General features: G+C 33.8%; 23 protein-coding genes. 16 read left to right on the top strand and 7 right to left on the bottom strand.

The genetic code is table 11. The annotated features are described in order from the left end of the window. Nucleotides 1–230 precede the first annotated feature (230 nt). Entirely contained in the window at nucleotides 231–857 is a 627-nt protein-coding gene (locus IEV84_RS08010; protein ID WP_188493763.1) for a carbonic anhydrase, read from the bottom strand. 216 nt (nucleotides 858–1,073) lie between these two features. Here IEV84_RS08010 and IEV84_RS08005 point away from each other — a divergent pair, with 216 nt between their 5' ends. Next, the gene (locus IEV84_RS08005) at nucleotides 1,074–1,298 is read left to right on the top strand and encodes a CDGSH iron-sulfur domain-containing protein (RefSeq protein ID WP_188493762.1); all 225 of its coding nucleotides are present in this window, start codon (nucleotides 1,074–1,076) and stop codon (nucleotides 1,296–1,298) included. 71 nt (nucleotides 1,299–1,369) lie between these two features. On the opposite strand, the gene IEV84_RS08000 is transcribed toward IEV84_RS08005, so the two are convergent. Both IEV84_RS08000 and IEV84_RS07995 read right to left on the bottom strand, forming a co-directional pair. After that, nucleotides 1,370–3,232, bottom strand: a complete 1,863-nt coding sequence (locus IEV84_RS08000) for an ABC-F family ATP-binding cassette domain-containing protein (RefSeq protein ID WP_188493761.1) — start codon at nucleotides 3,230–3,232, stop codon at nucleotides 1,370–1,372. Between the two features lie 58 nt (nucleotides 3,233–3,290). After that, a complete protein-coding gene (locus IEV84_RS07995; RefSeq protein WP_188493760.1) occupies nucleotides 3,291–4,271 on the bottom strand; it encodes a T9SS C-terminal target domain-containing protein in 981 nt (326 codons plus the stop codon). 412 nt (nucleotides 4,272–4,683) lie between these two features. Between IEV84_RS07995 and IEV84_RS07990 the strand changes: the two genes are divergently transcribed. From IEV84_RS07990 to IEV84_RS07945, 10 genes are all read left to right on the top strand, one after another. Then, the gene (locus tag IEV84_RS07990; protein ID WP_188493759.1) at nucleotides 4,684–5,979 is read left to right on the top strand and encodes a dihydrolipoamide acetyltransferase family protein; all 1,296 of its coding nucleotides are present in this window, start codon (nucleotides 4,684–4,686) and stop codon (nucleotides 5,977–5,979) included. A gap of 115 nt (nucleotides 5,980–6,094) precedes the next feature. Further along, nucleotides 6,095–6,865: a 3'-5' exonuclease gene (locus tag IEV84_RS07985; RefSeq protein WP_188493758.1), complete on the top strand. Its 771-nt coding sequence runs from the start codon at nucleotides 6,095–6,097 to the stop codon at nucleotides 6,863–6,865. Between the two features lie 82 nt (nucleotides 6,866–6,947). Continuing rightward, complete coding sequence (locus IEV84_RS07980) at nucleotides 6,948–7,559, top strand: fumarylacetoacetate hydrolase family protein (protein WP_188493757.1); 612 nt, start codon at nucleotides 6,948–6,950, stop codon at nucleotides 7,557–7,559. Beyond that, nucleotides 7,559–7,903 carry an Hpt domain-containing protein gene (locus IEV84_RS07975; RefSeq protein ID WP_066324629.1) on the top strand — a complete coding sequence of 115 codons (345 nt, stop codon included), beginning with the start codon at nucleotides 7,559–7,561 and terminating at the stop codon, nucleotides 7,901–7,903. Before IEV84_RS07980 ends, IEV84_RS07975 begins: the two co-directional genes overlap by 1 nt. A 105-nt stretch (nucleotides 7,904–8,008) precedes the next feature. Continuing rightward, the gene (locus tag IEV84_RS07970; protein WP_188493756.1) at nucleotides 8,009–9,262 is read left to right on the top strand and encodes a competence/damage-inducible protein A; all 1,254 of its coding nucleotides are present in this window, start codon (nucleotides 8,009–8,011) and stop codon (nucleotides 9,260–9,262) included. A 74-nt stretch (nucleotides 9,263–9,336) separates the two neighbouring features. Beyond that, a complete protein-coding gene (gene rpmB / locus IEV84_RS07965) occupies nucleotides 9,337–9,573 on the top strand; it encodes a 50S ribosomal protein L28 (RefSeq protein ID WP_007805815.1) in 237 nt (78 codons plus the stop codon). A gap of 30 nt (nucleotides 9,574–9,603) precedes the next feature. After that, nucleotides 9,604–9,786 carry a 50S ribosomal protein L33 gene (gene rpmG / locus IEV84_RS07960; protein WP_011963553.1) on the top strand — a complete coding sequence of 61 codons (183 nt, stop codon included), beginning with the start codon at nucleotides 9,604–9,606 and terminating at the stop codon, nucleotides 9,784–9,786. A gap of 71 nt (nucleotides 9,787–9,857) precedes the next feature. Next, entirely contained in the window at nucleotides 9,858–10,010 is a 153-nt protein-coding gene (locus IEV84_RS07955) for a DUF4295 domain-containing protein (RefSeq protein ID WP_081824680.1), read from the top strand. A 127-nt stretch (nucleotides 10,011–10,137) separates the two neighbouring features. Continuing rightward, entirely contained in the window at nucleotides 10,138–11,118 is a 981-nt protein-coding gene (gene ftsY / locus IEV84_RS07950) for a signal recognition particle-docking protein FtsY (RefSeq protein ID WP_188493755.1), read from the top strand. Between the two features lie 11 nt (nucleotides 11,119–11,129). After that, nucleotides 11,130–11,294: a hypothetical protein gene (locus tag IEV84_RS07945; RefSeq protein WP_229732638.1), complete on the top strand. Its 165-nt coding sequence runs from the start codon at nucleotides 11,130–11,132 to the stop codon at nucleotides 11,292–11,294. Here the strand turns inward: IEV84_RS07945 and IEV84_RS07940 are convergent, their stop codons facing one another. Then, nucleotides 11,295–12,368, bottom strand: coding sequence for a serine hydrolase domain-containing protein (locus IEV84_RS07940; RefSeq protein ID WP_188493754.1), 1,074 nt, complete (start codon nucleotides 12,366–12,368; stop codon nucleotides 11,295–11,297). A 229-nt stretch (nucleotides 12,369–12,597) separates the two neighbouring features. Between IEV84_RS07940 and IEV84_RS07935 the strand changes: the two genes are divergently transcribed. Both IEV84_RS07935 and IEV84_RS07930 read left to right on the top strand, forming a co-directional pair. Further along, nucleotides 12,598–13,041 (top strand): hypothetical protein, encoded by a 444-nt coding sequence (locus IEV84_RS07935; protein ID WP_229732637.1) that lies wholly within the window; start codon nucleotides 12,598–12,600, stop codon nucleotides 13,039–13,041. After that, a complete protein-coding gene (locus tag IEV84_RS07930; RefSeq protein ID WP_066324642.1) occupies nucleotides 13,022–13,318 on the top strand; it encodes a DciA family protein in 297 nt (98 codons plus the stop codon). The genes IEV84_RS07935 and IEV84_RS07930 overlap by 20 nt, the downstream gene beginning before the upstream one ends. 135 nt (nucleotides 13,319–13,453) lie before the next feature. Here the strand turns inward: IEV84_RS07930 and IEV84_RS07925 are convergent, their stop codons facing one another. Both IEV84_RS07925 and bshC read right to left on the bottom strand, forming a co-directional pair. After that, nucleotides 13,454–13,873 carry a nucleoside-diphosphate kinase gene (locus IEV84_RS07925; protein WP_188493753.1) on the bottom strand — a complete coding sequence of 140 codons (420 nt, stop codon included), beginning with the start codon at nucleotides 13,871–13,873 and terminating at the stop codon, nucleotides 13,454–13,456. Between the two features lie 97 nt (nucleotides 13,874–13,970). Then, nucleotides 13,971–15,560, bottom strand: a complete 1,590-nt coding sequence (bshC, locus tag IEV84_RS07920) for a bacillithiol biosynthesis cysteine-adding enzyme BshC (RefSeq protein ID WP_188493752.1) — start codon at nucleotides 15,558–15,560, stop codon at nucleotides 13,971–13,973. A 109-nt stretch (nucleotides 15,561–15,669) separates the two neighbouring features. Between bshC and IEV84_RS07915 the strand changes: the two genes are divergently transcribed. Beyond that, entirely contained in the window at nucleotides 15,670–16,947 is a 1,278-nt protein-coding gene (locus IEV84_RS07915) for an MFS transporter (RefSeq protein WP_188493751.1), read from the top strand. A gap of 70 nt (nucleotides 16,948–17,017) precedes the next feature. Here the strand turns inward: IEV84_RS07915 and IEV84_RS07910 are convergent, their stop codons facing one another. Next, complete coding sequence (locus IEV84_RS07910; protein ID WP_188493750.1) at nucleotides 17,018–21,064, bottom strand: T9SS type B sorting domain-containing protein; 4,047 nt, start codon at nucleotides 21,062–21,064, stop codon at nucleotides 17,018–17,020. Between the two features lie 161 nt (nucleotides 21,065–21,225). Between IEV84_RS07910 and IEV84_RS07905 the strand changes: the two genes are divergently transcribed. Both IEV84_RS07905 and IEV84_RS07900 read left to right on the top strand, forming a co-directional pair. Continuing rightward, complete coding sequence (locus IEV84_RS07905; protein WP_188493749.1) at nucleotides 21,226–23,412, top strand: B12-binding domain-containing radical SAM protein; 2,187 nt, start codon at nucleotides 21,226–21,228, stop codon at nucleotides 23,410–23,412. A gap of 479 nt (nucleotides 23,413–23,891) precedes the next feature. After that, nucleotides 23,892–24,935, top strand: a complete 1,044-nt coding sequence (locus IEV84_RS07900) for an outer membrane beta-barrel protein (protein WP_188493748.1) — start codon at nucleotides 23,892–23,894, stop codon at nucleotides 24,933–24,935. Nucleotides 24,936–25,143 lie beyond the last annotated feature (208 nt).

Here is a 25,143-nt window from a genome sequence, read left to right as displayed (position 1 = left end):
AGTATGATATTAAATATTTCCTATTACTTAAGTAGTTTAAAATTGAAAAATCCCGTTCCGATGTATTTCGGGACGGGATTTTATTTATCTGTAAAATGGGCCACAGATTAAACTAATTTTACGGATTAACACAGATTCTTAAATTAAAAAATCCGTTTTTTATCTGTTCAGTCCGTTACATCCGTGGGCTATTTCTGAATTAGTACTAAATGGAAAATTTAAATAAGCTCTTATACGATTTTGTAAATTTTAGTGATATCTTTTAAGATTTCATCAAAATCGATTTTCAAGTCAATCAATTCACCGGAATGAATATCAAAAACCCAACCGTATACTTTTAGATTTCTTTCGCTATTTGCTTTTTGAACTTCGGCAGTTTTAATCACATTGATGCATTGTTCCTGAACGTTCAATTCAACCAGTCTTTTGTATTTTTCATTTTCATTGGTAATAGCATCCAATTCTTCTCTGTGAATTCTATACACATCTCTGATGTTTCTTAACCAAGGATTTAAAATTCCTAAATCAGATTGTTGCATAGCAGCCAGAACACCACCACAACCATAATGACCACAAACTACAATATGGTTTACTTTTAAACTCCCAACAGCATAATTAATAACTGACATCGAATTCAAGTCGGTATTAGGGACCATATTAGCGATGTTTCTGTGAACAAAAACTTCACCCGGTTGTAAACCCATTACTTCTTCGGCAGTTACACGACTATCAGAACAACCAATGTAAAGAATTTCAGGAGCTTGTCCGGCACCTAACTTATCAAAATAAGTTTCATCAGCTTGTAGTTGTTTAGCAATCCACTTTTTGTTGTTTTCAAAAATTTGTTTGATATCCATATTTTTAGTTTTTATTTCAAAGATAGTATCTAAATCTAATCTAAAAAAATTGCTTTTTATAATCTCACAAAAAAAGTATAAACATTCCTGTTAACCAACAATTACAATTGGATTAAAATATAATCGGTATAAATTAGCTTTTAGGATTCTAAAAACTGGATTATATTAGGAGCTTTCAGGATATATTTTGCAATCTTTGGACTCAAAAAAAGCTATATGAGTAAGACAAAGTTAATAATCAATAATAATGGTTCAATAAAAATTGAAGGTGATTTCGAAATTATGGACTGTGATGGGAAAGTTTACGGATTAGAAGGTAGAACAGCTTTAGGGCTTTGTCGTTGTGGATTATCGTCTAATAAACCTTTTTGTGATGGTTCTCACCGTAATAATTTTGAACACGAGCCAAAGGCATTTGATTTGCCACCAATGAAAAAGTAGGATTTTAGATTATAAAAAAAGCTGCATTTACTAAATAATGCAGCTTTTTTGTATCTGTTTGATAAAGAATTTTATCCTTCCATTTTTGCCGAAAGTTCAAACCATCTTTCTTCTTTAGTTTCAATTTTAGCAATGATGTTTTCCAGTTCTTTGGCTTTTTTCTCGATGTCGGCGTCGGCAACTTTGCCGTCAGAAAAGAGTTTTTCAATTTTAGCTTTGTCTATCTCTAAATCTTTGATTTCGCGTTCGATTTTTTGATATTCCTTTTGCTCGTTGAAAGTCAGATTTCCGGTTGGATTTTTTTGTTTCCAATCTTTCTTTTCGGCTTTGTTTTCCTCTTTTTGCGCTACATCGGCACTGTCTTCATAAGCTCGGAAATCAGAGTAGTTTCCCGGGAAATTTTCAATTACACCCTGACCTCTAAAGACAAATAAATGATCTACAATTTTGTCCATAAAATAACGGTCGTGCGAAACTACCAGCAAGCATCCAGGATAATCCAGAAGGAAACTTTCTAAAACGTTCAGAGTAACAATATCCAAATCGTTCGTAGGTTCATCCAGAATCAGGAAGTTTGGATTTTGAATCAAAACGGTACACAAATACAAACGTTTCAATTCACCACCACTTAATTTATCTACAAAATCGTATTGTTTTTTAGCATCAAAAAGGAAACGCTCCAATAATTGCGAAGCCGAAATGATTTTTCCTTTCATCAACGGAATAAATTCTCCAAATTCTTTGATAACGTCAATGACACGTTGTCCCGGTTTTGGGTTGATTCCGCTTTGGGTGTAATAACCTATTTTTATAGTGTCGCCTTTTACAACTCTTCCAGAATCAAGAGGTAAAGTTCCTGTCAATAAATTCAGGAAAGTAGATTTTCCGGTTCCGTTTTTACCAATGATTCCAATGCGTTCCCCACGTTGGAAATCAAAACTGAAATTATCCAGAATCACACGGTCTTTGAATTTTTTCGAAATTTTGTGAAGCTCAATAATCTTGCTTCCCATGCGTTCCATGTTGATTTCCAGCTCCACTTTATTCTCCTTACGGCGACTTTGCGCTTTTTCTTTGATGATGTAAAAATCATCCTGACGTGATTTGGATTTGGTTGTTCTAGCTTTTGGCTGACGACGCATCCATTCTAATTCTTTTACAAAAAGGTTTTGAGCTTTATCGATACTGGCGTTTTCAGAAGCAATTCGTTCTTCTTTTTTCTCTAAATAATAAGAGTAATTTCCTTTGTAAGGATATAGTTTTCCGTTGTCTAATTCTAAAATTTCATTACACACACGTTCCAAAAAGAAACGGTCATGCGTTACCATAAATAACGTAATGTTTTCTTTGGCAAAATAGGATTCTAACCATTCAATCATCTCTAAATCCAAGTGGTTGGTAGGTTCGTCAAGAATCAATAAATCAGGGCGATTGATTAGAATAATCGCTAAAGAAAGACGCTTTTTTTGTCCTCCTGATAGATTTTTTACTTTCAATTTAAAGTCTTCCAACTTTAATTTGAATAAAATCTGTTTGTATTGGGTTTCAAAATCCCAGGCATTGTGCTGATCCATCGCATCAAAAGCTTTTTGATAAGCTTCTTCGTCTTCCGGATTTTCTAATGCTTTTTCGTATTGTTCGATTACTTTTAAAATCTCATTATCCGAAGCGAAAATACTTTCTTCAATAGTCAGTTCGTCCTGTAAATTATTATCCTGAGATAAAAAAGCCATTCGGATGCCTTTTCTTAAAACGACTTGTCCTGTATCAGGTTCATCCAAACCATTAATAATGCTCATAATGGTCGTTTTTCCGGAGCCGTTTTTGGCTATAAAGGCAATTTTTTGGTCTTTGTTAATTCCAAAAGAAATGTTTTCAAAAAGGGTTTTCTCTCCAAAAGATTTTGAGATATTTTCAACGGATAAGTAATTCACAGCTGTAATTTTTTTTGCAAAAGTAAGCTATTAAATGACTAATTGCGAATTGTTGGTTTTAATCCGTTTTGAATTTATTAAGATAAGGTGATAAATACATGCTCAAATCAAAGTAATGAATTTGCTGAGGAACATTTAAAATCGGTTTCTGAATCAGGGATTCGTTTGTTAAGTAATAATGAAGTCCGTCGGTTGTGGTGATTCCTTCTATTTGATGAAAAGAAAATTGGAGATTGATTCTTCGTTTATTTCCTGACAGAAAATCATTGTTTTTAAAATCATACAATAAATATAAAAACGACTTTCCGAGCTTAGAATAGCCGCAAAGTGTAATTAGTTTTTTAGATTCTAAGTAAGTCGCGCCAGTAACCAGGCCTTTAGTGTCAATAGTTTGTTTTAATTGAACAATATGATTTCCAGGTTCTTTTGGTAATGAATAAATGCCGGTTTTGTTTGATTTCCATTGTTTGCTGAACAAATAAATACTGTCTTTGGAAACAATAAAAGCCTCACAATCAAAATTGGTACTATTCGGTTTTTGAATAGTAAAGTCCTTTTGGTCGGAATAAGAAAAAGAGATGGTGTCAATTATAGGCTGATTTGCTAAAAAAGAGTTTTTTTCAATTCTCAGAATATGCAAATCGGTTCGATTGCCCTGATAGTTGTTCCCAAAATCGCCAATGTAGAGGTAACTGCTGTCCTGTGAAATCTCCTCCCAATCGGTGTTGCTTACTTTTTCGAGTTTGATTTTCTTTTGAATTTTTCCATTGTTATCCAGTCCGTAAATTGTTGTATCGGTATCATCGTTGTGTGTCCACAATAAATTGTCGAAAGCAATCAGTCCGGAAGTTTCTATTAAGCTGTCGCTCAGTTTTTGGGTAGATTCCGGTTTGATTTTGATATTAGAATAAAGACAGCTTCCGTCCTTAATAGTTGCCATTGGGTTGTAGTTTTTAGATAATGGATCGGTACAACCTGAAATTTGTGATTGAATTGGGCTAATTGCAAATAGGAATACTAATAAGAATATTTTTTTCAATGTGAGGCAATAGTTTAGAGAGAGTTCTTTGTTGTTATTCAAAAGTAAAAGATTTTATGGTTTTGGTGTTTGTTTGGATTAAGAATGATCTTAAGGGTGTTTTTATATGTTTGAAAAAATGACTATTTTTAGAAGTGAAAAAATTAAAAATAACACTTTTGTGAAGGCTGTTATGTTAAGTAAAGTTAATTTATTGTAAAAAAATACTCCGTTAGAGATCTCGTTTTTTTGTCGAATTGGTAAAAAAACAATCGATTTGTCATTTGATTTTTATTAATAAGCAGATTATTATTATGAAAATGAGTTGCTTGTTATAATTAATATAGGAAAGCTACATTTAATATAACTTATGTTTTAGGAATTTAGTAATTTCGCAAGCAGAAATTAAAAAACTACCTTTTAGGTTAACAATATGGCAAGATTCGAATTAAAGCTTCCAAGAATGGGAGAAAGTGTCGCAGAAGCAACCATTACCAATTGGTTGAAACAAGTAGGCGATAAAATTGAAGCCGACGAAGCAGTGCTGGAAGTTGCTACCGACAAAGTGGATAGTGAAGTACCAAGTGAAGTTTCGGGTGTTTTGATTGAGCAATTGTTCTCAAAAGATGATTTGGTTGAGGTGGGGCAAACTATTGCCATCATTGAAACGGAAGGTGAAGATTCAGAGGTGGAAATTGAAGAGACAATAGCTCCTGAAATTATTGAAGAGGTTACTAAAAATATTGAGACAGCAAAAGAGATATTAAGTGTTTCTGAAAGTATAAAAAGTAGCAGTTCTGAAAAATTCTTTTCTCCATTAGTAAAAAATATTGCTGCTGCCGAAGGAATTGGAATCGAAGAATTAGAACGAATTCCGGGAACGGGAAGTGAAGGCAGAGTGACTAAGAATGATATTTTAGAATACTTAAAAAACAGAACCAATCAGCCTCAGACTGAAGCGGTACAAGAAGTTGTAGAGGCTGTTCTGGCAAAATCGGCTGCTCCGGTTTCGATAAGCGGCGGAGACGAAATAGTTGAAATGGACAGAATGCGCAAGTTGATTGCGGGTTATATGGTTTCTTCTCAACAGACATCAGCTCATGTTTATTCTTTTATAGAAGTGGATGTTACCAATATGGTAAAATGGCGTGAGAAACATAAAAATGAATTTGAGAAAAGAGAAGGTGAAAAGCTGACTTTTACTCCTATTTTTATGGAGGCTGTTGCTAAGGCATTGAAGGATTTTCCGGGAATGAATATTTCAATTGATGGCGATTATATCGTTAAAAAGAAAAATATCAATTTAGGAATGGCAGCTGCTTTACCAAATGGTAATTTGATTGTTCCTGTAATTAAAAATGCCGATCAGCTGAATTTAGTGGGTATGGCAAAAGCTGTAAATGATTTAGGAAATCGTGCTAAATTAGGAAAACTAAAACCGGATGAAACTAAAGGAGGAACATATACGGTAACGAATGTGGGATCTTTTGGAAGTGTTTTTGGAACGCCTATTTTGAATCAGCCGGAAGTGGGGATTTTGGCCTTGGGTGCTATTCGAAAAGTTCCTGCGGTCATTGAAACTCCGGAAGGTGATTTTATAGGTATTCGTCAAAAAATGTTTTTAACTCATGGTTATGATCATCGTATTATTGATGGCGCTTTAGGTGGAATGTTTGTTAAAAGAGTGACCGAATATTTAGAGAATTTTGATGTTACAAGAACGATTTAGTCTTGAAATTTATATTAATAAACCCGATAGTTTTTAAAAGCTGTCGGGTTTTCTTTTTTAAACTCTTGTTTAAATCAAACTCAAAACTTTATATTTGTAGCTATATATTATTAAAATGGAATTAAAACTCAACAGACCTATCTGTTTTTTTGATCTTGAAACAACAGGAATTGATATTGGAAAAGACAGAATTGTGGAAATCTCAATTTTTAAAGTTTTTCCAAACGGAAATAAAGAAAGCAAAACCTGGCTGGTGAATCCTACCATTCCAATTCCTCCTCAAACTACCGCTGTTCACGGAATTACCGATGAAAAAGTAGCTAATGAACCTACTTTTAGTGAACTGGCTAATCAGGTTTACAATATGATAAAAGACAGCGATTTGGCCGGATTTAATTCGGATCGATTTGATATTCCGCTTTTGGCTGAAGAATTGCTTCGTGCAGGAGTGGATTTTGATATGAAAAACAGAGTTTCGGTAGATATTCAGACTATTTTTCATAAAAAAGAAGAACGTACTTTGAGTGCGGCTTTAAAATTTTATTGCGGACAAAGTTTAGACAATGCGCATTCGGCTGAGGCAGATACGATGGCCACTTACGAAATCTTGAAAGCACAATTAGAGCGTTACCCTGATTTGGAAAACGATATGAAGTTCTTGTCGGAGTTTACAACCCGTAAAAAAATAGCTGATTTTGCCGGTATGATTGCTTTTGATAAGGATGGAGATGAGATTTTTACTTTTGGAAAGCATAAAGGAATAAAAGTAGATGTTGTTTTGGAAAAAGAGCCGGGTTATTTTAGTTGGGTTCAAAATGCCGATTTTCCATTATATACTAAAAAGGTATTAACGGGAATAAAATTAAGAAAGTTAAATACGAAATAAGTTGGAAGCTTGGAGTTGGAAGTTAGAAGAAGTTTGTTCTAATTTCCAGCTCCCAACTCCTAACTCCCAACCATAAAAAAGAATGAAGATAATTTGTATTGGTCGCAATTATGTTGACCATATAGAAGAATTGCAAAATGAACGCCCTGCAGAACCGGTAATTTTTATAAAACCGGATTCTTCGATATTGTTAAAACAACATCCTTTCGTGATTCCTGAATTTTCAGAGGATATTCAACATGAAGTTGAGGTGATTGTTAAGATTAATAAAGTAGGGAAATATATCGAACCTAAATTTGCTCATAAATATTATGACGAAATAAGTGTAGGGATTGATTTTACAGCTCGTGATTTGCAAACTAAGTTAAAAGAGAAAGGTTTGCCTTGGGAAAAAGCAAAAGCTTTTGATGGTTCGGCGGTAATTGGTGATTTTTTACCTAAATCACAATTTAGTTCATTAGAAAATCTTACTTTTGAATTGAAAAATAATAATCAGACCGTTCAGGAAGGTAATGTAAACAGGATGTTGTGGAAAATAGATGAGCTGATTGCTTATGTTTCGCAATATTTTACTTTGAAAATAGGTGATATTATTTTTACAGGAACACCTAAAGGAGTTGCAAAAGTAAATCCGAACGACGTTTTGGAAGGATATTTAGAAGGACAAAAACTATTTAGAATACAAATAAAATAATGGCTTTAAACTATAACTTAGCAAAAGTATATGCAATCTCAGATAATGATCAGGAGTTTGTAAACGAAATTCTAACCTTGTTTGTAAATGATGTGCCGGAAGATTTGGCTCAAATAAAAGAAGGGATAAAGAAAAAAGATCACAAACATGCGTATGCTTATGCGCATAAAATTAAGCCAACATTAGATTTGTTGGGTATGACGGTAGCTTTTGAGGAAATTCTTCAGGTAGAAGCCTGGACAAAAGAAGAAGGGAAAAGAAAAGATATTGAGCATACTTTTGATAGTATAAAATCGCAGGTTAAAGAAGCAATTAAAGAGATTAAGAAAGACTTCGATTTGTAAATAAGTCTTAATTTTTATTCGAAAAAAAAACACATAAGAATCAACATTCAATTTTTTGGATGTTGATTTTATTTTATAAAGCAACTCAAATTATCAGATTACTAAATGAAAGCAACCATTGTTACCATTGGAGATGAAATTTTAATAGGTCAGATTATAGATACCAATTCGGGTTTTATTGCAAAATCCCTTGATAAAATAGGAGTAGAAATCAATGAAATGATTTCTATTAGTGATGATAAACAACATATTCTGGATACTTTTGAAAAATTGCAAAACAAAGTAGATTTAGTAATCATCACGGGTGGACTAGGACCAACGAAAGATGATGTTACCAAAAAAACATTTTGTGATTATTTTGAAGATGAATTGGTTGTCGATCAGGCGGTTTTAGCGCATGTGACACAGTTAATAGAAGGTTTTTATAAACGTACCATTACTCAAATCAATAAAGATCAGGCATTGGTTCCTTCGCGTTGTACGGTGTTGCACAATCAGGTGGGGACGGCTCCGGGGATGTGGATGAAGAAAGAAAATACGGTGTTTGTTTCGCTGCCGGGAGTGCCATTTGAAATGAAATATTTGGTTGAAAATGAGATTATTCCAAAAGTGGTTAAAGAATACGATCGTCCTTATATTATTCATAAAACGATACTTACCTATGGACAAGGAGAGAGTATGGTGGCGGAACGAATTGAAGACTGGGAAAATAGTCTGCCGGAATTTATTAAGCTGGCTTATTTGCCTGCTCCGGGAAGAGTACGTTTGCGTCTTTCGGCCAGAGGGAAAGATAAAGAAGCATTGGGAAAATCAATTGATTCTTATGTGACATCTTTAAGTGCCATTATCAATGATATTATTGTAGGTTTTGAAGAAGATGAAACTATTGAGGTTTTGGTAGGTAAAATGTTGAAAGAACAACAAAAAACCATTGCAACTGCCGAAAGTTGTACCGGTGGTCAAATCGCTGCAAGTTTGTCTTCGGTGGCGGGAGCTTCTAGTTATTTTAAAGGAAGTGTGGTTTCCTATGCAACTGAAACCAAGATAGCTGTATTAGGAATTCCTGCAGATTTGATTAAAGAACATGCTGTGGTAAGTGCTGAGGTAGCTAAGGCAATGGCAGTAAATGTGAAGAAGCTAATGAATACCGATTATGCTCTTGCGACAACCGGAAATGCAGGGCCCACAAAAGGAGATGAAAAAGCCGAATTAGGAAGTGTTTTTATAGCTTTGGCTACGCCAAATGAGGTAATTGTGGAAGAGTTTAATTTTGGTCAACCCCGTGAAAAAGTGATAGATAGAGCGTTGATTAAAAGTTTAGAAATGCTGAAGAAAGAAATTTTTAAAAATGTCTTGTAATTTTTTTGTTTGAACCGTTTATTTTTCTTTTCTTTGCACCCTGATTTTGAATAACGATATAAAAGATAAGTATAATGTCAAGAGTTTGTGACCTTACAGGTAAAAGAGCGATGGTAGGAAATAACGTTTCTCACGCTATGAACAAAACTAAGAGAAAGTTTTCTGTAAACTTAGTTAAAAAGCGTTTTTATCTTCCAGAAGAAGATAGATGGATTACTCTTAGAGTAGCAGCATCTACGATAAAAACAATTAATAAAAATGGAATTTCTGCTGTTTTGAAAAAAGCGCAGTCAGAAGGATTTATTAAATAATCTTTATTTCCTAAATAAATATATAGCAAGATGGCAAAGAAAGGTAATAGAATCCAGGTAATTTTAGAATGTACTGAGCACAAAGCTTCAGGTGTTGCTGGTACTTCAAGATACATAACAACTAAGAACAAAAAAAATACTCCGGACAGATTGGAAATTAAAAAATTCAACCCTGTATTGAAGAGAGTAACTGTTCACAAAGAAATTAAGTAATAATTAGAAATTTTGATAGAATCTCAATTAATTTTATAGGGATTTATTAAAATTAAAATAACATTTCAATCATGGCAAAGAAAACCGTAGCATCGTTACAAACTTCTTCAAAGAGATTATCAAAAGCCATTAAAATGGTTAAATCTCCAAAAACTGGCGCTTATACTTTCGTAGAAACGATTGTTGCTCCTGAATTAGTTGATGAATTCTTGAAAAAGAAATAATTCATAAAAGAATATATAGAAAAGCTACTTTCTTCAGGAAGTAGCTTTTTTATTTTCTATATTTACCCTTTGAAAGAGGTATTGGTGTTTTGTTGCTAATCCTCTGTTTTTTAATACTGTATATACGATGAGTTTTTTTAAAAGAATATTTTCTTCAGAGAAAAAAGACCCGAGCATAAGCGAACAGGCGAAGCAAACCTTAGATAAAGGTCTCGAAAAAACAAAAACTACTTTTTTTTCGAAGTTAAGTAAGGCAATTGTAGGTAAATCTAAAGTTGATGATGATGTTTTGGATAATTTGGAAGAAATTCTGGTTTCTTCTGATGTAGGTGTCGATACTACTTTGAAAATTATAACTCGTATAGAAAAACGTGTTTCTGAAGATAAATATTTGGGTACTTCTGAATTGAACCAAATTCTTCAGGAAGAAATTGCTTCATTGTTATCAGAAACCAATACCGGTGAAGCTACTGAATTTATAATTCCGGTTAATACAAAACCTTATGTTTTAATGGTTGTGGGTGTTAACGGAGTGGGGAAAACAACTACCATTGGAAAATTAGCCTACCAATTTAAAAAGCAGGGTTACAAAGTGGTTCTTGGTGCTGCCGATACTTTTAGAGCAGCGGCTATTGACCAATTACAAATTTGGGCCGATAGGGTTGATGTGCCAATTGTAAGACAAAATATGGGTTCAGATCCTGCTTCAGTGGCTTTTGATACCTTACAATCAGCGGTGGCTCAGGATGCTGATATTGTAATTATTGATACTGCAGGACGTTTGCATAATAAAGTGAACTTAATGAATGAATTATCTAAAGTGAAAAGGGTAATGCAAAAAGTGGTTGCCGATGCACCACATGATGTTTTATTAGTTCTTGATGGTTCTACCGGTCAGAATGCTTTCGAACAGGCTAAACAATTTACAGCTGCAACTGAAGTGACTTCATTAGCGGTAACTAAATTAGACGGAACTGCCAAAGGTGGTGTTGTTATTGGTATTTCAGATCAATTCCAGATTCCGGTAAAATACATTGGAGTAGGAGAAGGTATTGAAGATTTACAAGTCTTTAATAAATATGAATTTGTAGATTCTTTCTTTAAATAAAAAGTTTGTCAATGAAAAATATGAGCCCTGTTGCTTTCTATTTTGCAAGCGTTGTCAGTTTTGTTTTAGCCAATGTTTTAAAAGATAAAAGTTTGTCTTTTTATTATATTTTATTGGTTTTGGGTCTGGTATTCTTTTTTATTGGAATGATAAAAAGAATCCGTACTAAACGATAATTATTGATACAAAGCACTGATTTTTTGCCATAGTTCATTATCAAATCCGGATAAAGCAAAAGAAGGATTGTCTGTATTGGCAGCCTCTCCCATTCGGATAACAACCATTTTTTTGCTTGGAATAACGTAGATTTTCTGGTCATTTTTGCCTAAAGCCATGAACATATCATTCGGTCCGTTTGGAATGATACTTCCCGAAAATTGGAGTTGGCTTTGTGGTAAATGATAACTGCTTTTGCCGTTTAACCACCATAAATAGCCGTATCCCAGATTAATATTTTGAGAAGTTGTAGTTGCCGAATTGAAAAAGGCTTCGTTTAAAATAGTTGTATTCTCCCATTTTCCTTTGTTGAGCATTAGTAAACCAAAACGCGCCATACTTCGGGTGGTGCTGTAATAAACAATGTTGTTGTCCAAAGGAAGCCAGACTCCATTCATCCCTATTTTGTCTCTTAATTTGGCATTAAAATAATTACTCCAGCTTTGCCCTGTAGCTTGAGCAATGACATCCTGTAATTTTACATACACATTGTGGTACGCCCAGCGTGTTCCGGCATCAGCTTTATAAGTTAGTTTTGAAGGTGAAACATCGTCGCCATTAGCAATGTCTTCAATTCCTGATGTCATGGTGAGTAAATGTTTGCAAGTAATTAGGTTTTCTTGGGCTAAGGTTTCAGATGTCCATGCTGTACCAATGTAGTCAGAAACTTTATTGTTGGTATTAATAAAACCTTCCTGCTCCGCAATTCCTGTTAGTGTAGCAGTCAGGGTTTTTCCGGCACTTGCCCAATACCAATTAGTAGTGGCTGAATGTCCATTGAAATAATTTTCCATTACGATTTTTCCATTCACTAGAATCATGAACGATTTAGAATGTTTGAGTTCTAGATAATCCAATAAAGGTTGGACAGCTTCCTGTTTCCATCCTAAATCATTGATGGATTTTGTTTCCCAATTAGTTCCGCTTACAGGAGGGAAATACATATTTTCCGAAGTTGTTGAGTCAGAATCAGACTCCGAACTGCAATTGACAAATAGATAAAGACAAAGGAAACTAAGGAAGATTTTAGACATGATTTGGCGGTTGAAGTTATAACTGCTTTAAGACCAAAAATATATAAAATAGTTTAAGTCGGTTTTAAATTTCGCTAATTTAAAGTTTAATAAAGCTAACTTTGTTTGAGAAACAAAATGTATTTTTGTTACCAATTCCTAGTCCTGATGGTAGCGGAATCCTGTTGTGCCAGGGTTTGGCACGACAGATATAGCGGATAGCAGGAAAATGCTCCAAATAATACTATTTATGATGAAAAATGCTTTAAAAATTCTTTTTGTTTGTTTGTTTTTGGCTTCCTGTCAACAAAAAATTACTCCTGAGGATATTAATAAATTGAATGGTTATTGGGAAATTGAGAAGGTGAGTTTTAAAGAAGGCGATGACAAGGAATACAAAATGAATGAGAATTTTGATTATTTTAAAATTGCTCAAAATGAAGGTATCCGAAGAAAGGTACGCCCACAATTTAACGGGACTTTTTTGTTTAATGACGATTATGAAAAAGTAAAAGTACGATTTACAGAAGATCATGTTTATCTTGATTATTCGACTCCTTATGCTAAATGGACTGAGGAATTAGTGAGTATTTCGGATGATGAGATGCTGATTAAAAATGATCAGAATAAAGAATACCAATATAAAAAAGCAGGACCAATAAATTTACTGGAAGATGGCGAAAAGACTAAATAATGAAAGTACCGTAGGTGATGTTTTGAAGCAAATTATTCAGGCAAATAAATTGCAGTCAGGAATGGATGGAATTAATGTCAAAGAGGCCTGGCAAAATTTAATGGGTAACGGAGTAAACAGCTATACCCGAAATGTGGTTTTAAAGGGCAGTACGTTGTATGTAGAATTAACATCATCAGTATTAAGAGAGGAACTCAGCCACGGAAAATCTAAGATTATAAAGATGATTAATGAAGAACTGCGTAGAGATGTGGTGAAAGATGTGGTTTTGAGATGATTTCAGAATGCAGACCTCAGACCTCAGAATTTAGAATAAAAAAGAAAATCCAGTCTCGTTCTAAAAAACGAGACTGGATTTTCTTTTTATAGATTTTTATCTGCTTTCTGCATTCTGATATCTGTGTTCTGAATACTAGAACTGCTCTCTTCCTGAAAAGTGAAAAGCACTTTCTATAGCAGCATTTTCATCGCTGTCAGAACCGTGAACGGCATTTTCTCCCATTGAAGTTGCATATAATTTACGGATGGTTCCTTCGGCAGCATCAGCCGGATTGGTAGCACCTATGAGTGTTCTGAAATCTAAAACGGCATTTTCTTTTTCTAATATGGCTGCAACAATCGGTCCGCTGGACATAAATTCAACTAATTCTCCGTAGAAAGGTCTTTCTGCGTGAACGGCATAAAAAGCTTTTGCATCGGCTACTGTAAGTTGGGTTAATTTTAGTGATACAATTTTAAAACCTGCATTAGTAATCATGGCAAGTATGTTTCCAATGTGTCCATTAGCGACAGCATCGGGTTTAATCATGGTAAAAGTTCTGTTGGTTGTCATTTTATAATTTCTTTTTTATAAAAGTAGCTTTTTTAAAATGGTTAGCACTTTGATTTCTTAATAAATGCGTCATAAATCCGGCTTCTTTTGTTAAATTTTAGAATTCAATGATGTCAAATTGCTGATCCAGAGGATTAAGACGTTCGATTAGTTTGTTAATCAAATGGTCACCACTTTCCAGGTAGAATTCAGAAAAATTGGCTTGACGTTCCTGTAAACTCTGATTAGGAAATAATTCGTTTTGCAAATCCGTGATGCGATTTAAAGTGTCTTTTAGTTTTATTTTTTCGGCTTTAAGCAAACGTTTTTCCAGATTTTCAAGACCTTTGATTTGTTTGACTTCCTGCGCTTTTACTGCTCCGGCAAATGAAGGATCTGTTTTTGTGGTGATTTCGTTCAGGATGCTGAATTGCTTCTGCAATTGTTCTTTTAACAAAGTCAAGTCAATATCAAATTCCGATAAAATCTTTGTTTTTTCATTGATTAGCTCACTTTGTTTTGAGAATAAGTCATTCCAGTTTAGACTTAATTTATCCGCTTTTTTAATTTGTTTTTCGGTAGCCAAAAGAACTGAATTACGAACTAAAAGTATTGGAAAGCTAACTTTTACCGCGTCGAAAAAGGATTTTAACTCTAACCAATAAGCAATTTCACCACCTCCGCCAATGTAGCAAAGATTAGGCAGGATTACTTCCTGATATAGCGGACGCATAATTACATTAGGGCTGAATTTTTCGGGATTGCTGTCGAGTAATGTCAGAATCTCGCTTTCAGAAAATTCAATTTTAGTATTGTTTACTTTGAATTTATCGTTTTCAAAAATAATACGCTCTCGTAAGTTGTTTTCGATATAAAATAAATTGATTTCGCGTGGATTTACCTGAACATCGTATTCCTTTAGTTTTTGCGTCGTTTCCAGCACTTTTTTATGAGCAGTTTGCTGCAATAATTCTTCTTTTATATAAGGAATGAAGTTTCTTTTTAAATTGGCATCATCGGCATCAATAATAACTAATCCCTGAGAACCAAATAATGCATTAGCCAAATAACGAGTGGCATCGGCAAGATTGTCATGTTTTAAATAAGCATCCTGAAACATTTTTTTTAGTGTTTCGGCATTAGTGCTGTGACCTAATTCCTGTTCGAATATTTCGAAAAAATCAGCTAAACCATCAGTTGAAAGTCTGCCAACAGGTCCTGAACTTGCTGCGTTCCAACGGAATTTTCGTCCTTTGAAATTAAAGTAATTGATTTCTTCAAAATCATGGTCTTCGGTTGCCATCCAATAAACGGGTACAAAATTATAAGCCGGATATTTTACCTTTAATTCGGTCGTTAAATTAATGGTTGAGATAATTTTGTATAGAAAATATAAAGGACCGGAAAATAGATTTAATTGGTGCCCCGTGGTTACTGTAAAAGTATTGTTGACTTTTAAAGACTCGATATTTTGCTCGGTTAAATGCGAAATTTCAATTCCGGCGTATTGCTTTTGCAAAACAGCAACCAGACTGTTTCTATGATTGTTATTGAAATTACTTAGTTTTTCGATTATTTGGGCTTCGAAATTTTCAATAGTTGGAAACCGATTATATAAAGAATGTAGTTTTGAATTTTGGTCTAAATAATCATTCATCAAAGGAGAGAAATATCCTGATTTTTGATAGCTGATACAGTCGTTAGGCATGTTTGAATTTGTTTTGAGTAAAATTACCAAAAAATATTGGAACTAAATATTTGTTGCTTTCGAAAATAAGGAAGACTTTTGCAGGATTTTAAATCTGAAATTTTTGAAAATGAAAGCAGAGTCAACAAAAATAAATTCTTTAAAACATGTACTTTTTGGCAGTTTAATTGGAACTACGATTGAGTTTTTTGATTTTTATATTTATGCCAATGCAGCGGTATTGGTATTTCCACAATTGTTTTTCCCGGGAGCCGATAGTACGACTTCGACTTTAGAATCTTTGGCCACTTTTTCAATTGCTTTTCTTGCCAGGCCCCTAGGTTCGGCAGTTTTTGGTCATTATGGCGATAAAATTGGACGAAAAGTAACTCTGGTAGTTGCTTTATTGACTATGGGAATTTCTACAGTAAGTATTGGGTTTTTACCCAGTTATGCCAGTATTGGTGTTTTAGCTCCCATATTATTAATGCTTTGCCGATTTGGACAGGGTGTTGGTTTAGGTGGCGAATGGGGTGGAGCTGTTTTATTGGCTATCGAAAATGCGCCGCCACACAAACGTGCCTGGTACGGAATGTTCCCGCAATTAGGAGCGCCAATAGGTTTGTTACTTTCGGGAGGAACATTTTTGCTTTTAACAGATTCTATGTCTAGCGAAGATTTTATGGATTATGGTTGGCGTATTCCTTTTATTGCGAGTTCGCTTTTAGTACTTGTTGGATTCTATATTCGTTTGAAAATTTCAGAAACTCCGGCTTTTGAGAATTCAAAAGAAGAGCAAAAAGAAGTAAAAGTTCCTTTTGTAACTGTTTTTAAATCGTATAAAAATCAGCTGATTTTTGGTACTTTGGCGGCAATTACTACTTTCTTAGTGTTTTATTTGATGACCGTTTTTATGTTGAACTGGAATACTAAAGGTTTAGGATTTTCTAATAGAGATGCGCTTTTGATTCAATTGTTCTCAGTGTTATTCTTTGCTATCTTTATTCCGATTTCAGCCTTGGCAGCCGATAAAATTGGAAGGAGAAAAATGTTGATTTACACCACTATTGCGATAGCTGTTTTTGGTTTTTTCTTTTCATCGTTTTTAACGACAAATAATATAGTATTAGTAACTGTTTTTGTGTGTTTAGGGATGTCATTAATGGGATTCATTTATGGGCCGTTAGGTACTTTTTTGTCTGAATTATTCCCGACGACCGTTCGTTATACAGGAGCTTCGCTGACTTTTAATATGGCAGGGATTTTAGGAGCTGCTTTTGCGCCAATGGTTGCAATTAAGTTGTCGGATCTCTATGGCATAGCATCGGTAGGAATGTATCTTACTGTTGCAGCATGTATTTCTTTAGTATCCTTATTGGTGATTAGTAAAGAGGAACATAAGTTTTAAAATTTCTTAACAGCAAATTTTCGATAAACAAAGGGCACAGAGTTTAAACTTTGTGCCCTTTGTTTTTAATTTATCTTTTTAAACTAAAATGACCTTTATATTCCTGACCATTTGCTCTGGTGACTATGAACCAATAATCGGTTGCAGGGAGTACCAGATTGTTGAATTGACCGTTCCAGGCAGCATCGGGTAGTAGTACTTTTAATAATTTTCCGTATCGGTCAAAGATTTGAATTCCGGTATTGGGTTTTAAATAAGCAAAATCAATGGTCCAGGTATCATTGTATCCATCATTATTTGGTGTGAAAAATTTTGGATATGGAAGTTCATCTACAAAATTGATACAATCTTCAGTAGTCGCTTCCTGAATTATTATTGCAACAGGAATTCGTTCACTTTCGCAATTGTTTATGGTTTGCGTTGCATAATAAGTAATTCCGTTTTCAAGTAAGGTGAAATCCGATAAAGGTATGGAAGATGAGGCGCTTTCGTACCAGTTGATATTTTGTCCCGAAATGACAATATCGCTAATTTTCGCATTTTTTTGAATACAGAAAGTTTGTGGTGAATTGGCAATTGGACTTTGCGTATCCTGAATTTTCACAGTAATAGCTAATCTGTTACTTTCACAATTATTAAGAGTTTGTGTAGCATAATAGGTTTTACCATCCTGTAGTAAAGTTGTTTCTGATAAAATGTTTCCATTGGCAGGTTCATCATACCATGTAATATTGGAACCCGAAATACTAATATTGGCTATAGTCGCATTTTCATCAATACAAAATTGTTGATTTTTATTTGCTATTGGTAAAGGAGTATTATAAACCCGAATCAAAACAGGAGTTCTGTCACTTTCACAGCCGATGGTTTGTGAAGCGTAATAGGTTTTATTATCTTCTAATAGAGTTGTGTTTGCTAAACTGGCTGCAGAAAAATTGGTATCGTACCATTTTGTATTTTGTCCTGTGATTTGAATATCCCCTAAAGTTGCATTTTCATTTTTACAGAATGATTGCGTTGCATTTGCTGTTGGAGCCGTAGGTGTGTTTACAATAGAAACATGAACCCCTAATCTTTCGCTTTCGCAATTATTTATAGTTTGCGAAGCATAATAAGTTACACCGTTAACTAGAGTTGTAGTTTCTGCTAATAAAGCACCATTGTTTTGAGCGTCATACCATTTAATTTGATTTCCTGTTATTTGAATGTTTGCAATACTAGGATTTGTGCCGGTACAAAATGACTGATTGGTGTTGGCCGTTGGAAGCAAAGTATTTTGAATAGTTACTAAAACTGCAGTTCTGTCACTTTCGCAACCATTGATTGTTTGCGAAGCATAATAAGTTGTTCCGTTTTGAACTGTTGTTGTGTTTGGTAAAAGGTTTCCATTTGTTAGAGCATCGTACCATTTAATGTTTTGACCTGTAATGGCAATGTTATTGATTGCTGCGTTTTGTTTGAAACAGAAGGTTTGGGGAGTTGTGATTGATGGACGTGGTTGACTAGTTATAGTAACTGTTTGATTTTGATTAAAAGAGTTTCCATTTCCATCATTGTAATTCCAAACTATAGTGTAAGTTCCGGGTAAATTATAGGTTAATGAACTTGTAGTTGTGGCTATAATTGTACCAGCACAAGCATCAGTAGCCGTTGGGACTGTAGTTATAGTTGTGTTACAATCTCCTATTATTGTGGAAAGAGCTGTAAGGTCAGGAACTGGCGCAATAAAATCTCCGACAACTACATCTGTTTTTTTCGTACCATCACAACCACCTGTTCCTGTAATTGTACAGCTATATTGACCGCTATTTAAAGCTGTTGCATTTAAAATTATTGGATTTTGTTCTGTAGAAGAAAATCCATTTGGACCAATCCATAAATAATTGGTGCCTCCGGATGCTTTAAGTTCTAAATTGTTTCCAATACAGATTGGAGAGTTGTTTGTAGCGGTTACATTAGTATTATCTTCTAAAAATTTCATTAAAAAATAATTATTAAAAGTACCTAAAACTGTTGGTTGATAAGAAGTATTGTCTGCAATACCATTGTTTTGAGAAGAAAGTCCACATACAAATATTGAATTATTATTATCTAATACTATTCTTGTACTTGAGCTAGAACTATTATTGCCTACATACGTACCCCAAATTAAATCTGCTTGTTTAGAAAATTTACCAATATATCCTGTAAAGACTCCAGTAGGTCTATACGAACATGGAGTAGTTATTTTGGGATCAGAAAACCCAGAATTGGTTGCTCCTACATAAATAGAATTATTTTTAAATAAAAGTGAATAAACTTTTGTCGCACCTAAATAAAATCCCGATATTCTTTGTCCATTACTGTTTAATTTAGAAAAAAATCCTTTATACAAATATTGATTTGAACCATCAAACTTATTTGATGTTGAGATATTTGTAGTACTTGCTGATTCTCCTCCTAGATATACATTATCTTCATCATCCGCTTCAACACTATATACATAGTCAACTTGTTCTCCTCCATAATAAGTTGCCCAAATTCTATGTCCATCTAGAGAAAATTTATAGACCACGCCATCTGTGTGCGTATTAAGATCATGATTTTCTTGAAAAACTCCAGGCGTCGCAACATTATTAAAACTATTTGTACTTCCTGCCGTAATTAGATAATTATTTTTAACTGTAATTGCTTTTAATTCATCTGTCCCTTCACCTCCTACATACGTGCTCCAGAATAAATTACCATCAAACTTAAATTTTGCTAAAAAACCATCAATTTTATAAAAACCATCATTTAATTGTGTTTGGAAATTACTATTGACAGCAATACCTGTATTACTTAAAGTACGGCCTACAATGTATATATTGTTGGTTTGATCTATATCCATCGCGTAGGCTATATCATCATTTTCACCTCCAAAATAAGTTCCCCAAAGTCTGATTCCTGAATCATTAAACTTGACTAAGAAAGCATCGCTACCACCAGAAAGATTAGGTTTGTATGAGCCAGGAGTACTTATGTTTGATATGGAAGGAGAGTTTCCTGTTATTAAAAGATTGTTTTGAGAATCTATTTTTATATCGTTTATTGTATTAAGACCTTGACCTCCATAATAAGTTCCCCACAAACGATTTCCATTCGGGGCAAATTTTACGATTATTCCATTTGAGCTTAGATAGGTATAACTAGGGATTGAAGTTTGATGTGATCCTGTAGTTGCATAGGATGAATTTGAAGCGGTTGTAGTACCAGTCATATATGAATTTCCATAAGAGTCAACTGTAATACTAGGATTGCCAATTGTATAATGTATATTTCTTTCATCTCCATAAAAAGTCCCCCAAAGCCGTGTTGGCACAGGATCAATAATCACGGTTTTTCCATTTACAGCATTCCGAGTATTAAAACCGTAAACATTGTTTTTAATTTTTTTGTAATTAACAGTAATTGAATTTTTTTTCATTCCATCTTCCGTCCAGCTGGCAGGTAGGATTTCTTCCATTTGACCAAAACGAACATTCATTTTGATTTTATTATCGAGCAATTCTGTTTTAGCACCGTTGAATTTTAGCTGTATATCTGAAATTTTTCCGTTTGGATGTATCACAAAATTATATTCAACAGCTTTTAAAGTGTCTTTAGGAATAGAGAAAACAATATCAATATTAGGATAAATATTTTTATATGTTATTTGCTTGAATTTGTGTACCAGTAACACACCTTCAGGTTTATTAGGGATATTGTAGTAATTGTCGTAATCAGTTGATTTTTCTTCTGAAACGAATTGAACATTAGGATTTGCATTAACAAAGTCAATATCGATTCTGTGAAAAACGTATTCTAAAGTATAATCGGGAACTTTTTTATTACTCTCTAGAGAAGAGAGAGTACTTTTATCAATGATACGCTGTTTTAAAGGGATTTTTTTAGTTTCATAAATATCATAAGAGAAACCAGTTTTTTTTATCTGAACATTTAATCCGTTGGTGTTTAATAAAAATTGGACCGTTGGATTTGGTTTTCCGTTTTGATCCATAATTTGTCCTTTGTTTTCAATAAAACCTATTGACCCATTTTTTTGTTGTCCAAATGAAGTAATAGTAAATAATAAAAGCAAAAGTAAAATGTGTTTCATTTGATGAATTTTATGAGTACAAATGTAATTTATTTTCTACAAAAGGTAAGTTTGAAATTGTTTAAAATAAGTATTAAAAATAACTTGAGTAAATAAAAGCTCGAATTCATTTTGTATAAACTATCTAAATAAGCCTTATTTTTGCACAAAATAATTTCCTTTTGAAAACAAAACTCTTTCTGGTTACTCCGCCTTTTACCCAACTGAATACACCGTATCCGGCAACTGCTTATATCAAAGGTTTTCTGAATACCATAAATGTAGAATCAGTACAGGCAGATTTAGGGATTGAGGTGATTTTGAAATTGTTTTCGAAAGAAGCATTAACAGATCTTTTTCAGGCAGGTACTCATCAACCGACATCGGATAATTGCAAACGAATCTTTGCTTTGCAGGACGAGTATATTAAAACAATTGATTCGGTAATCGCTTTTTTGCAGGGGAAAAATCCAACGTTGGCACTCCAAATTTGTCAGGAAGATTATTTGCCGGAAGCATCCCGTTTTGCACAGTTGGAAGAATTGGATTGGGCTTTTGGTACTATGGGAACTCAGGATAAGGCGAAACATTTAGCAACTTTATATCTTGAAGACATCTCCGATTTTATTGTGGAATGTGTTGATGCGAATTTTGGTTTTAGTCGTTACGCCGAACGTTTGGGGCGAAGTGCTAATTCTTTTGATGAATTATATGAGGCTTTGCAACAGCAACCAACTTATATTGATAATATTCTTTTTTCGATTTTAAAAGAAAGGATTGAAACGATTCAACCTACATTTTTTCTGATTTCTGTTCCTTTTCCGGGAAATTTATATTCGGCTTTTCGATGTGCGCAATGGGTAAAACAACATTATCCTGAAATTAAGATTTCAATGGGTGGTGGTTTTCCTAATACAGAATTGCGTTCGCTTTCGGATGCTCGTGTTTTTGAGTTTTTCGATTTTATTACTTTGGATGATGGTGAAGTTCCTATTGAAGAATTGATTTCGAATGTAGAAAATCCTGATTACAATTTATTTAAAAGAACTTTTATTTTAGGAAATGGATCAGTAGTTTATAAAAACAATTCCACAAAGTTAGATTACAAACAATCGCAGGTAGGGACTCCGGATTATTCCGATTTGCCTTTGGATAAATACATTTCGGTTATCGAAATTGTAAATCCCATGCACCGTATGTGGAGTGACGGGCGCTGGAATAAGCTCACTATGGCTCATGGTTGTTATTGGGGAAAATGTACTTTTTGTGATATTTCATTAGATTATATAAAGGTATACGAACCTGTAGCTGCTGGTTTGCTTTGCGATCGAATAGAAGAATTGATTGCGCAAACAGGACAAAATGGTTTTCACTTTGTTGATGAAGCAGCTCCGCCGGCTTTAATGCGGGCGTTGGCACTCGAAATTCTTCGCAGAAAATTATCGGTAACCTGGTGGACGAATATTCGATTCGAAAAAAGTTTTACTCAGGATTTAGCTTTATTATTGAAAGCTTCAGGATGTATTGCTGTTTCAGGAGGTCTTGAAGTAGCTTCGGACAGATTGTTAAAATTAATCGATAAAGGCGTAACGGTAGAGCAGGTGGCAAGGGTAACGCGCAATTTTACCCAGGCCGGAATCATGGTACATGCTTATTTAATGTATGGTTATCCAACGCAAACCGTGCAGGAAACGGTGGATAGTCTCGAAATGGTGCGTCAGTTGTTTGAAGCCGGAATTCTGCAATCGGGATTTTGGCATCAGTTTGCGATGACGGCTCACAGTCCTGTGGGGATGTATCCCGAAAAATTTGGAGCTGTAAAAGAAACCGAAGTTGTTGGGACATTTGCTAATAATGATATTAATTATAAAGATTCAACTGGGATTAATCATGATAAATTCAGTTTTGGGTTGAAAAAATCACTCTTTAATTACATGCACGGAATCTGTTTTGATTTTGATTTGCAGGAATGGTTTGATTTTAAAATTCCGAAAACAAAAATTCATCCCGATTTTATTTTTAATGCCATAGAGTCAGATGTTGATTTTAATACAAAACCTAATGCAAAAGTAGTTTGGATAGGAGGAAAACCTTCATTTGAAAGTTTTACTAAAACAAAGAAAGGTCGTTCCTGGGAAATGATGAGTTTGACTTTTCACGATAAAAAGGAAAGTTTTACGATTCAAACTGCTAAAGAAGAAGGGGAGTGGCTGGTGGTAATACTACAAAAGATTGCAGTTTCAAATACTAAAACTTATACTTTTCAGGAAGTAAAGGCTGATTTTGAATCCGATTTAGAGGATTTTGAATTGTTCTGGTATTCTAAAGCTGTTAATTCACTGCGGGAATTTGGGCTTTTAATTTTGTGATGGATTAGGCGTTACAGGCTTTTTATAATGCAAAACCTCCTTTTGGGAGGTTTTGTTGTTTTTTAGAGTTTTTATTGCTGAATTATCAATAGGTGTTTTTTTGTTTAAAAATTTAAGACCCCTGTTTTTTTAGGGGGTATTGTTGTTTTTGTTTTGTTTTATATTGAATTTTTGATGTTTTTTCGATTGTTTTTTGTTTTTAAGTGTGTTTTTTGTGGGTATGTTTGTTTTTTATCATGAGAATAATCATTTTTTTGCTATTGAAAAATAAGGAAAATGTATTTTTTTTTATTTGAATCCTGATTTTTGATAATTCGACGCTAAAAACGGTAAAAAGTTATATTATTTTATTTTTGTGAAACTAAAAGTTGATAAATTTGCTTCAACAAAAAGGAATAAAACGTGTTAAATATTGAGGATAATATGTTAATATTCCTTTTTGAGTAAAAATAATTTAAATAACCAAAACAAATTAAAACATGAAAAAAGTAATTTTTATTTTAGCTTTAGCGCTGACAGGAAGCATGACATTTGCACAAGACACCCCATTGGAAATTTCAGGTTCTGCTGATGTTTACTACAAGTATGATTTTGCAAAAACGTCTAACATAGGAACTAGTTTTGCATCAGATCAGAATTCAGTGTCTTTGGGGATGATCGACATTGCTTTGAAAAAAACAACTGGTAAAACTTCTTTCGTGGGTGAAGTTGCTTTTGGACCAAGAGGACAATACCAATCGATTCTTAATGGAGATATGAATCCGTCTAATGAATCAAATTCATTCCATATCCAAAATTTATATGTTACTTATGCAGCAACGGATAAATTAAGTTTTACAGCGGGTTATATGGGAACATTTATTGGGTATGAAGTAATTTCTCCTTTAGCAAACTTCCATTATTCAACTTCTTATTTGTTTACTAACGGACCATTCCAAAATGCAGGGATTAAAGCAAATTATGCAATCTCAGATAAAGTAGGTTTGATGGTAGGTGGTTTTAACAGTTCTTGGAATTTTTATTCATCTGACCCAATGAAAGGATTAAACGCGATTGGTGCTCAATTGTCTTTAACTCCAACAGAAGGTGTGAGCGCTTACCTAAACTTTATGGATGGTTCAGAAAGTGGTACTATTGTTGATTTAACAGCTACTTTCCAATTGTCTGAAAAATTCAAGTTAGGTTTAAATGCAGCTGATTGGTCTGCTCCTGGGGATAGTGATTTTGGTTATACAGGTGTTGCTTTGTACCCTTCTGTAGCGGTAAATGATAACTTTGGCTTAGGATTACGTGCTGAATATTTTAAAGCAAAAGAAAATAGTGCTATGTTTGGTTTAACAGCTGATAATTCAGTAACTGCCTTTACATTGTCTGCTAATTATAAAGTAGGAGGGTTAACAATTATTCCTGAATTCAGATTAGATTCTGCTAAAGATGATAATTTTTATGATTCAGTTGATAGTTTAACTTTTGATACAAAATCTGCAACTCAAGCTTCAATAGCATTAGTTTATGGATTCTAAGAATTTTCAAAATTCGAAATACAATAAATGATAATTTTTTTTGCTGCCAAGGTTCGTTTAATGAATCTTGGCAGTTTTTTTATTGTACCAATTATTGAAAACAACACAGAATCTATCGGTATTGTACCCCTTTTTTTATACTGATTACTATTTTAAAGAGTCTGAAATTTTTAAGTATAATACCGATTATGTATTTAGTTCGTTTGGC

The organism is Flavobacterium palustre (assembly GCF_014639535.1).
Classification (GTDB): domain Bacteria; phylum Bacteroidota; class Bacteroidia; order Flavobacteriales; family Flavobacteriaceae; genus Flavobacterium; species Flavobacterium palustre.
The sequence above is the reverse complement of the archived record's forward strand: the minus strand, read 5'-3'. Positions and strand labels throughout refer to the sequence as shown.

Coding starts and splice junctions, on each gene's coding strand:
- IEV84_RS07925 (WP_188493753.1), bottom strand. CDS start 13,873: ATGACAACCAACAGAACTTTTACCATGATTAAACCCGATGCTGTCGCT.
- IEV84_RS07990 (WP_188493759.1), top strand. CDS start 4,684: ATGGCAAGATTCGAATTAAAGCTTCCAAGAATGGGAGAAAGTGTCGCA.
- IEV84_RS07975 (WP_066324629.1), top strand. CDS start 7,559: ATGGCTTTAAACTATAACTTAGCAAAAGTATATGCAATCTCAGATAAT.
- IEV84_RS07935 (WP_229732637.1), top strand. CDS start 12,598: ATGATGAAAAATGCTTTAAAAATTCTTTTTGTTTGTTTGTTTTTGGCT.
- IEV84_RS07970 (WP_188493756.1), top strand. CDS start 8,009: ATGAAAGCAACCATTGTTACCATTGGAGATGAAATTTTAATAGGTCAG.
- bshC (WP_188493752.1), bottom strand. CDS start 15,560: ATGCCTAACGACTGTATCAGCTATCAAAAATCAGGATATTTCTCTCCT.
- IEV84_RS07930 (WP_066324642.1), top strand. CDS start 13,022: ATGGCGAAAAGACTAAATAATGAAAGTACCGTAGGTGATGTTTTGAAG.
- IEV84_RS08005 (WP_188493762.1), top strand. CDS start 1,074: ATGAGTAAGACAAAGTTAATAATCAATAATAATGGTTCAATAAAAATT.
- IEV84_RS07980 (WP_188493757.1), top strand. CDS start 6,948: ATGAAGATAATTTGTATTGGTCGCAATTATGTTGACCATATAGAAGAA.
- IEV84_RS07910 (WP_188493750.1), bottom strand. CDS start 21,064: ATGAAACACATTTTACTTTTGCTTTTATTATTTACTATTACTTCATTT.
- IEV84_RS07985 (WP_188493758.1), top strand. CDS start 6,095: ATGGAATTAAAACTCAACAGACCTATCTGTTTTTTTGATCTTGAAACA.
- IEV84_RS07945 (WP_229732638.1), top strand. CDS start 11,130: ATGAAAAATATGAGCCCTGTTGCTTTCTATTTTGCAAGCGTTGTCAGT.
- rpmB (WP_007805815.1), top strand. CDS start 9,337: ATGTCAAGAGTTTGTGACCTTACAGGTAAAAGAGCGATGGTAGGAAAT.
- IEV84_RS07940 (WP_188493754.1), bottom strand. CDS start 12,368: ATGTCTAAAATCTTCCTTAGTTTCCTTTGTCTTTATCTATTTGTCAAT.
- IEV84_RS07955 (WP_081824680.1), top strand. CDS start 9,858: ATGGCAAAGAAAACCGTAGCATCGTTACAAACTTCTTCAAAGAGATTA.
- IEV84_RS08010 (WP_188493763.1), bottom strand. CDS start 857: ATGGATATCAAACAAATTTTTGAAAACAACAAAAAGTGGATTGCTAAA.
- IEV84_RS07900 (WP_188493748.1), top strand. CDS start 23,892: ATGAAAAAAGTAATTTTTATTTTAGCTTTAGCGCTGACAGGAAGCATG.
- ftsY (WP_188493755.1), top strand. CDS start 10,138: ATGAGTTTTTTTAAAAGAATATTTTCTTCAGAGAAAAAAGACCCGAGC.
- rpmG (WP_011963553.1), top strand. CDS start 9,604: ATGGCAAAGAAAGGTAATAGAATCCAGGTAATTTTAGAATGTACTGAG.
- IEV84_RS07915 (WP_188493751.1), top strand. CDS start 15,670: ATGAAAGCAGAGTCAACAAAAATAAATTCTTTAAAACATGTACTTTTT.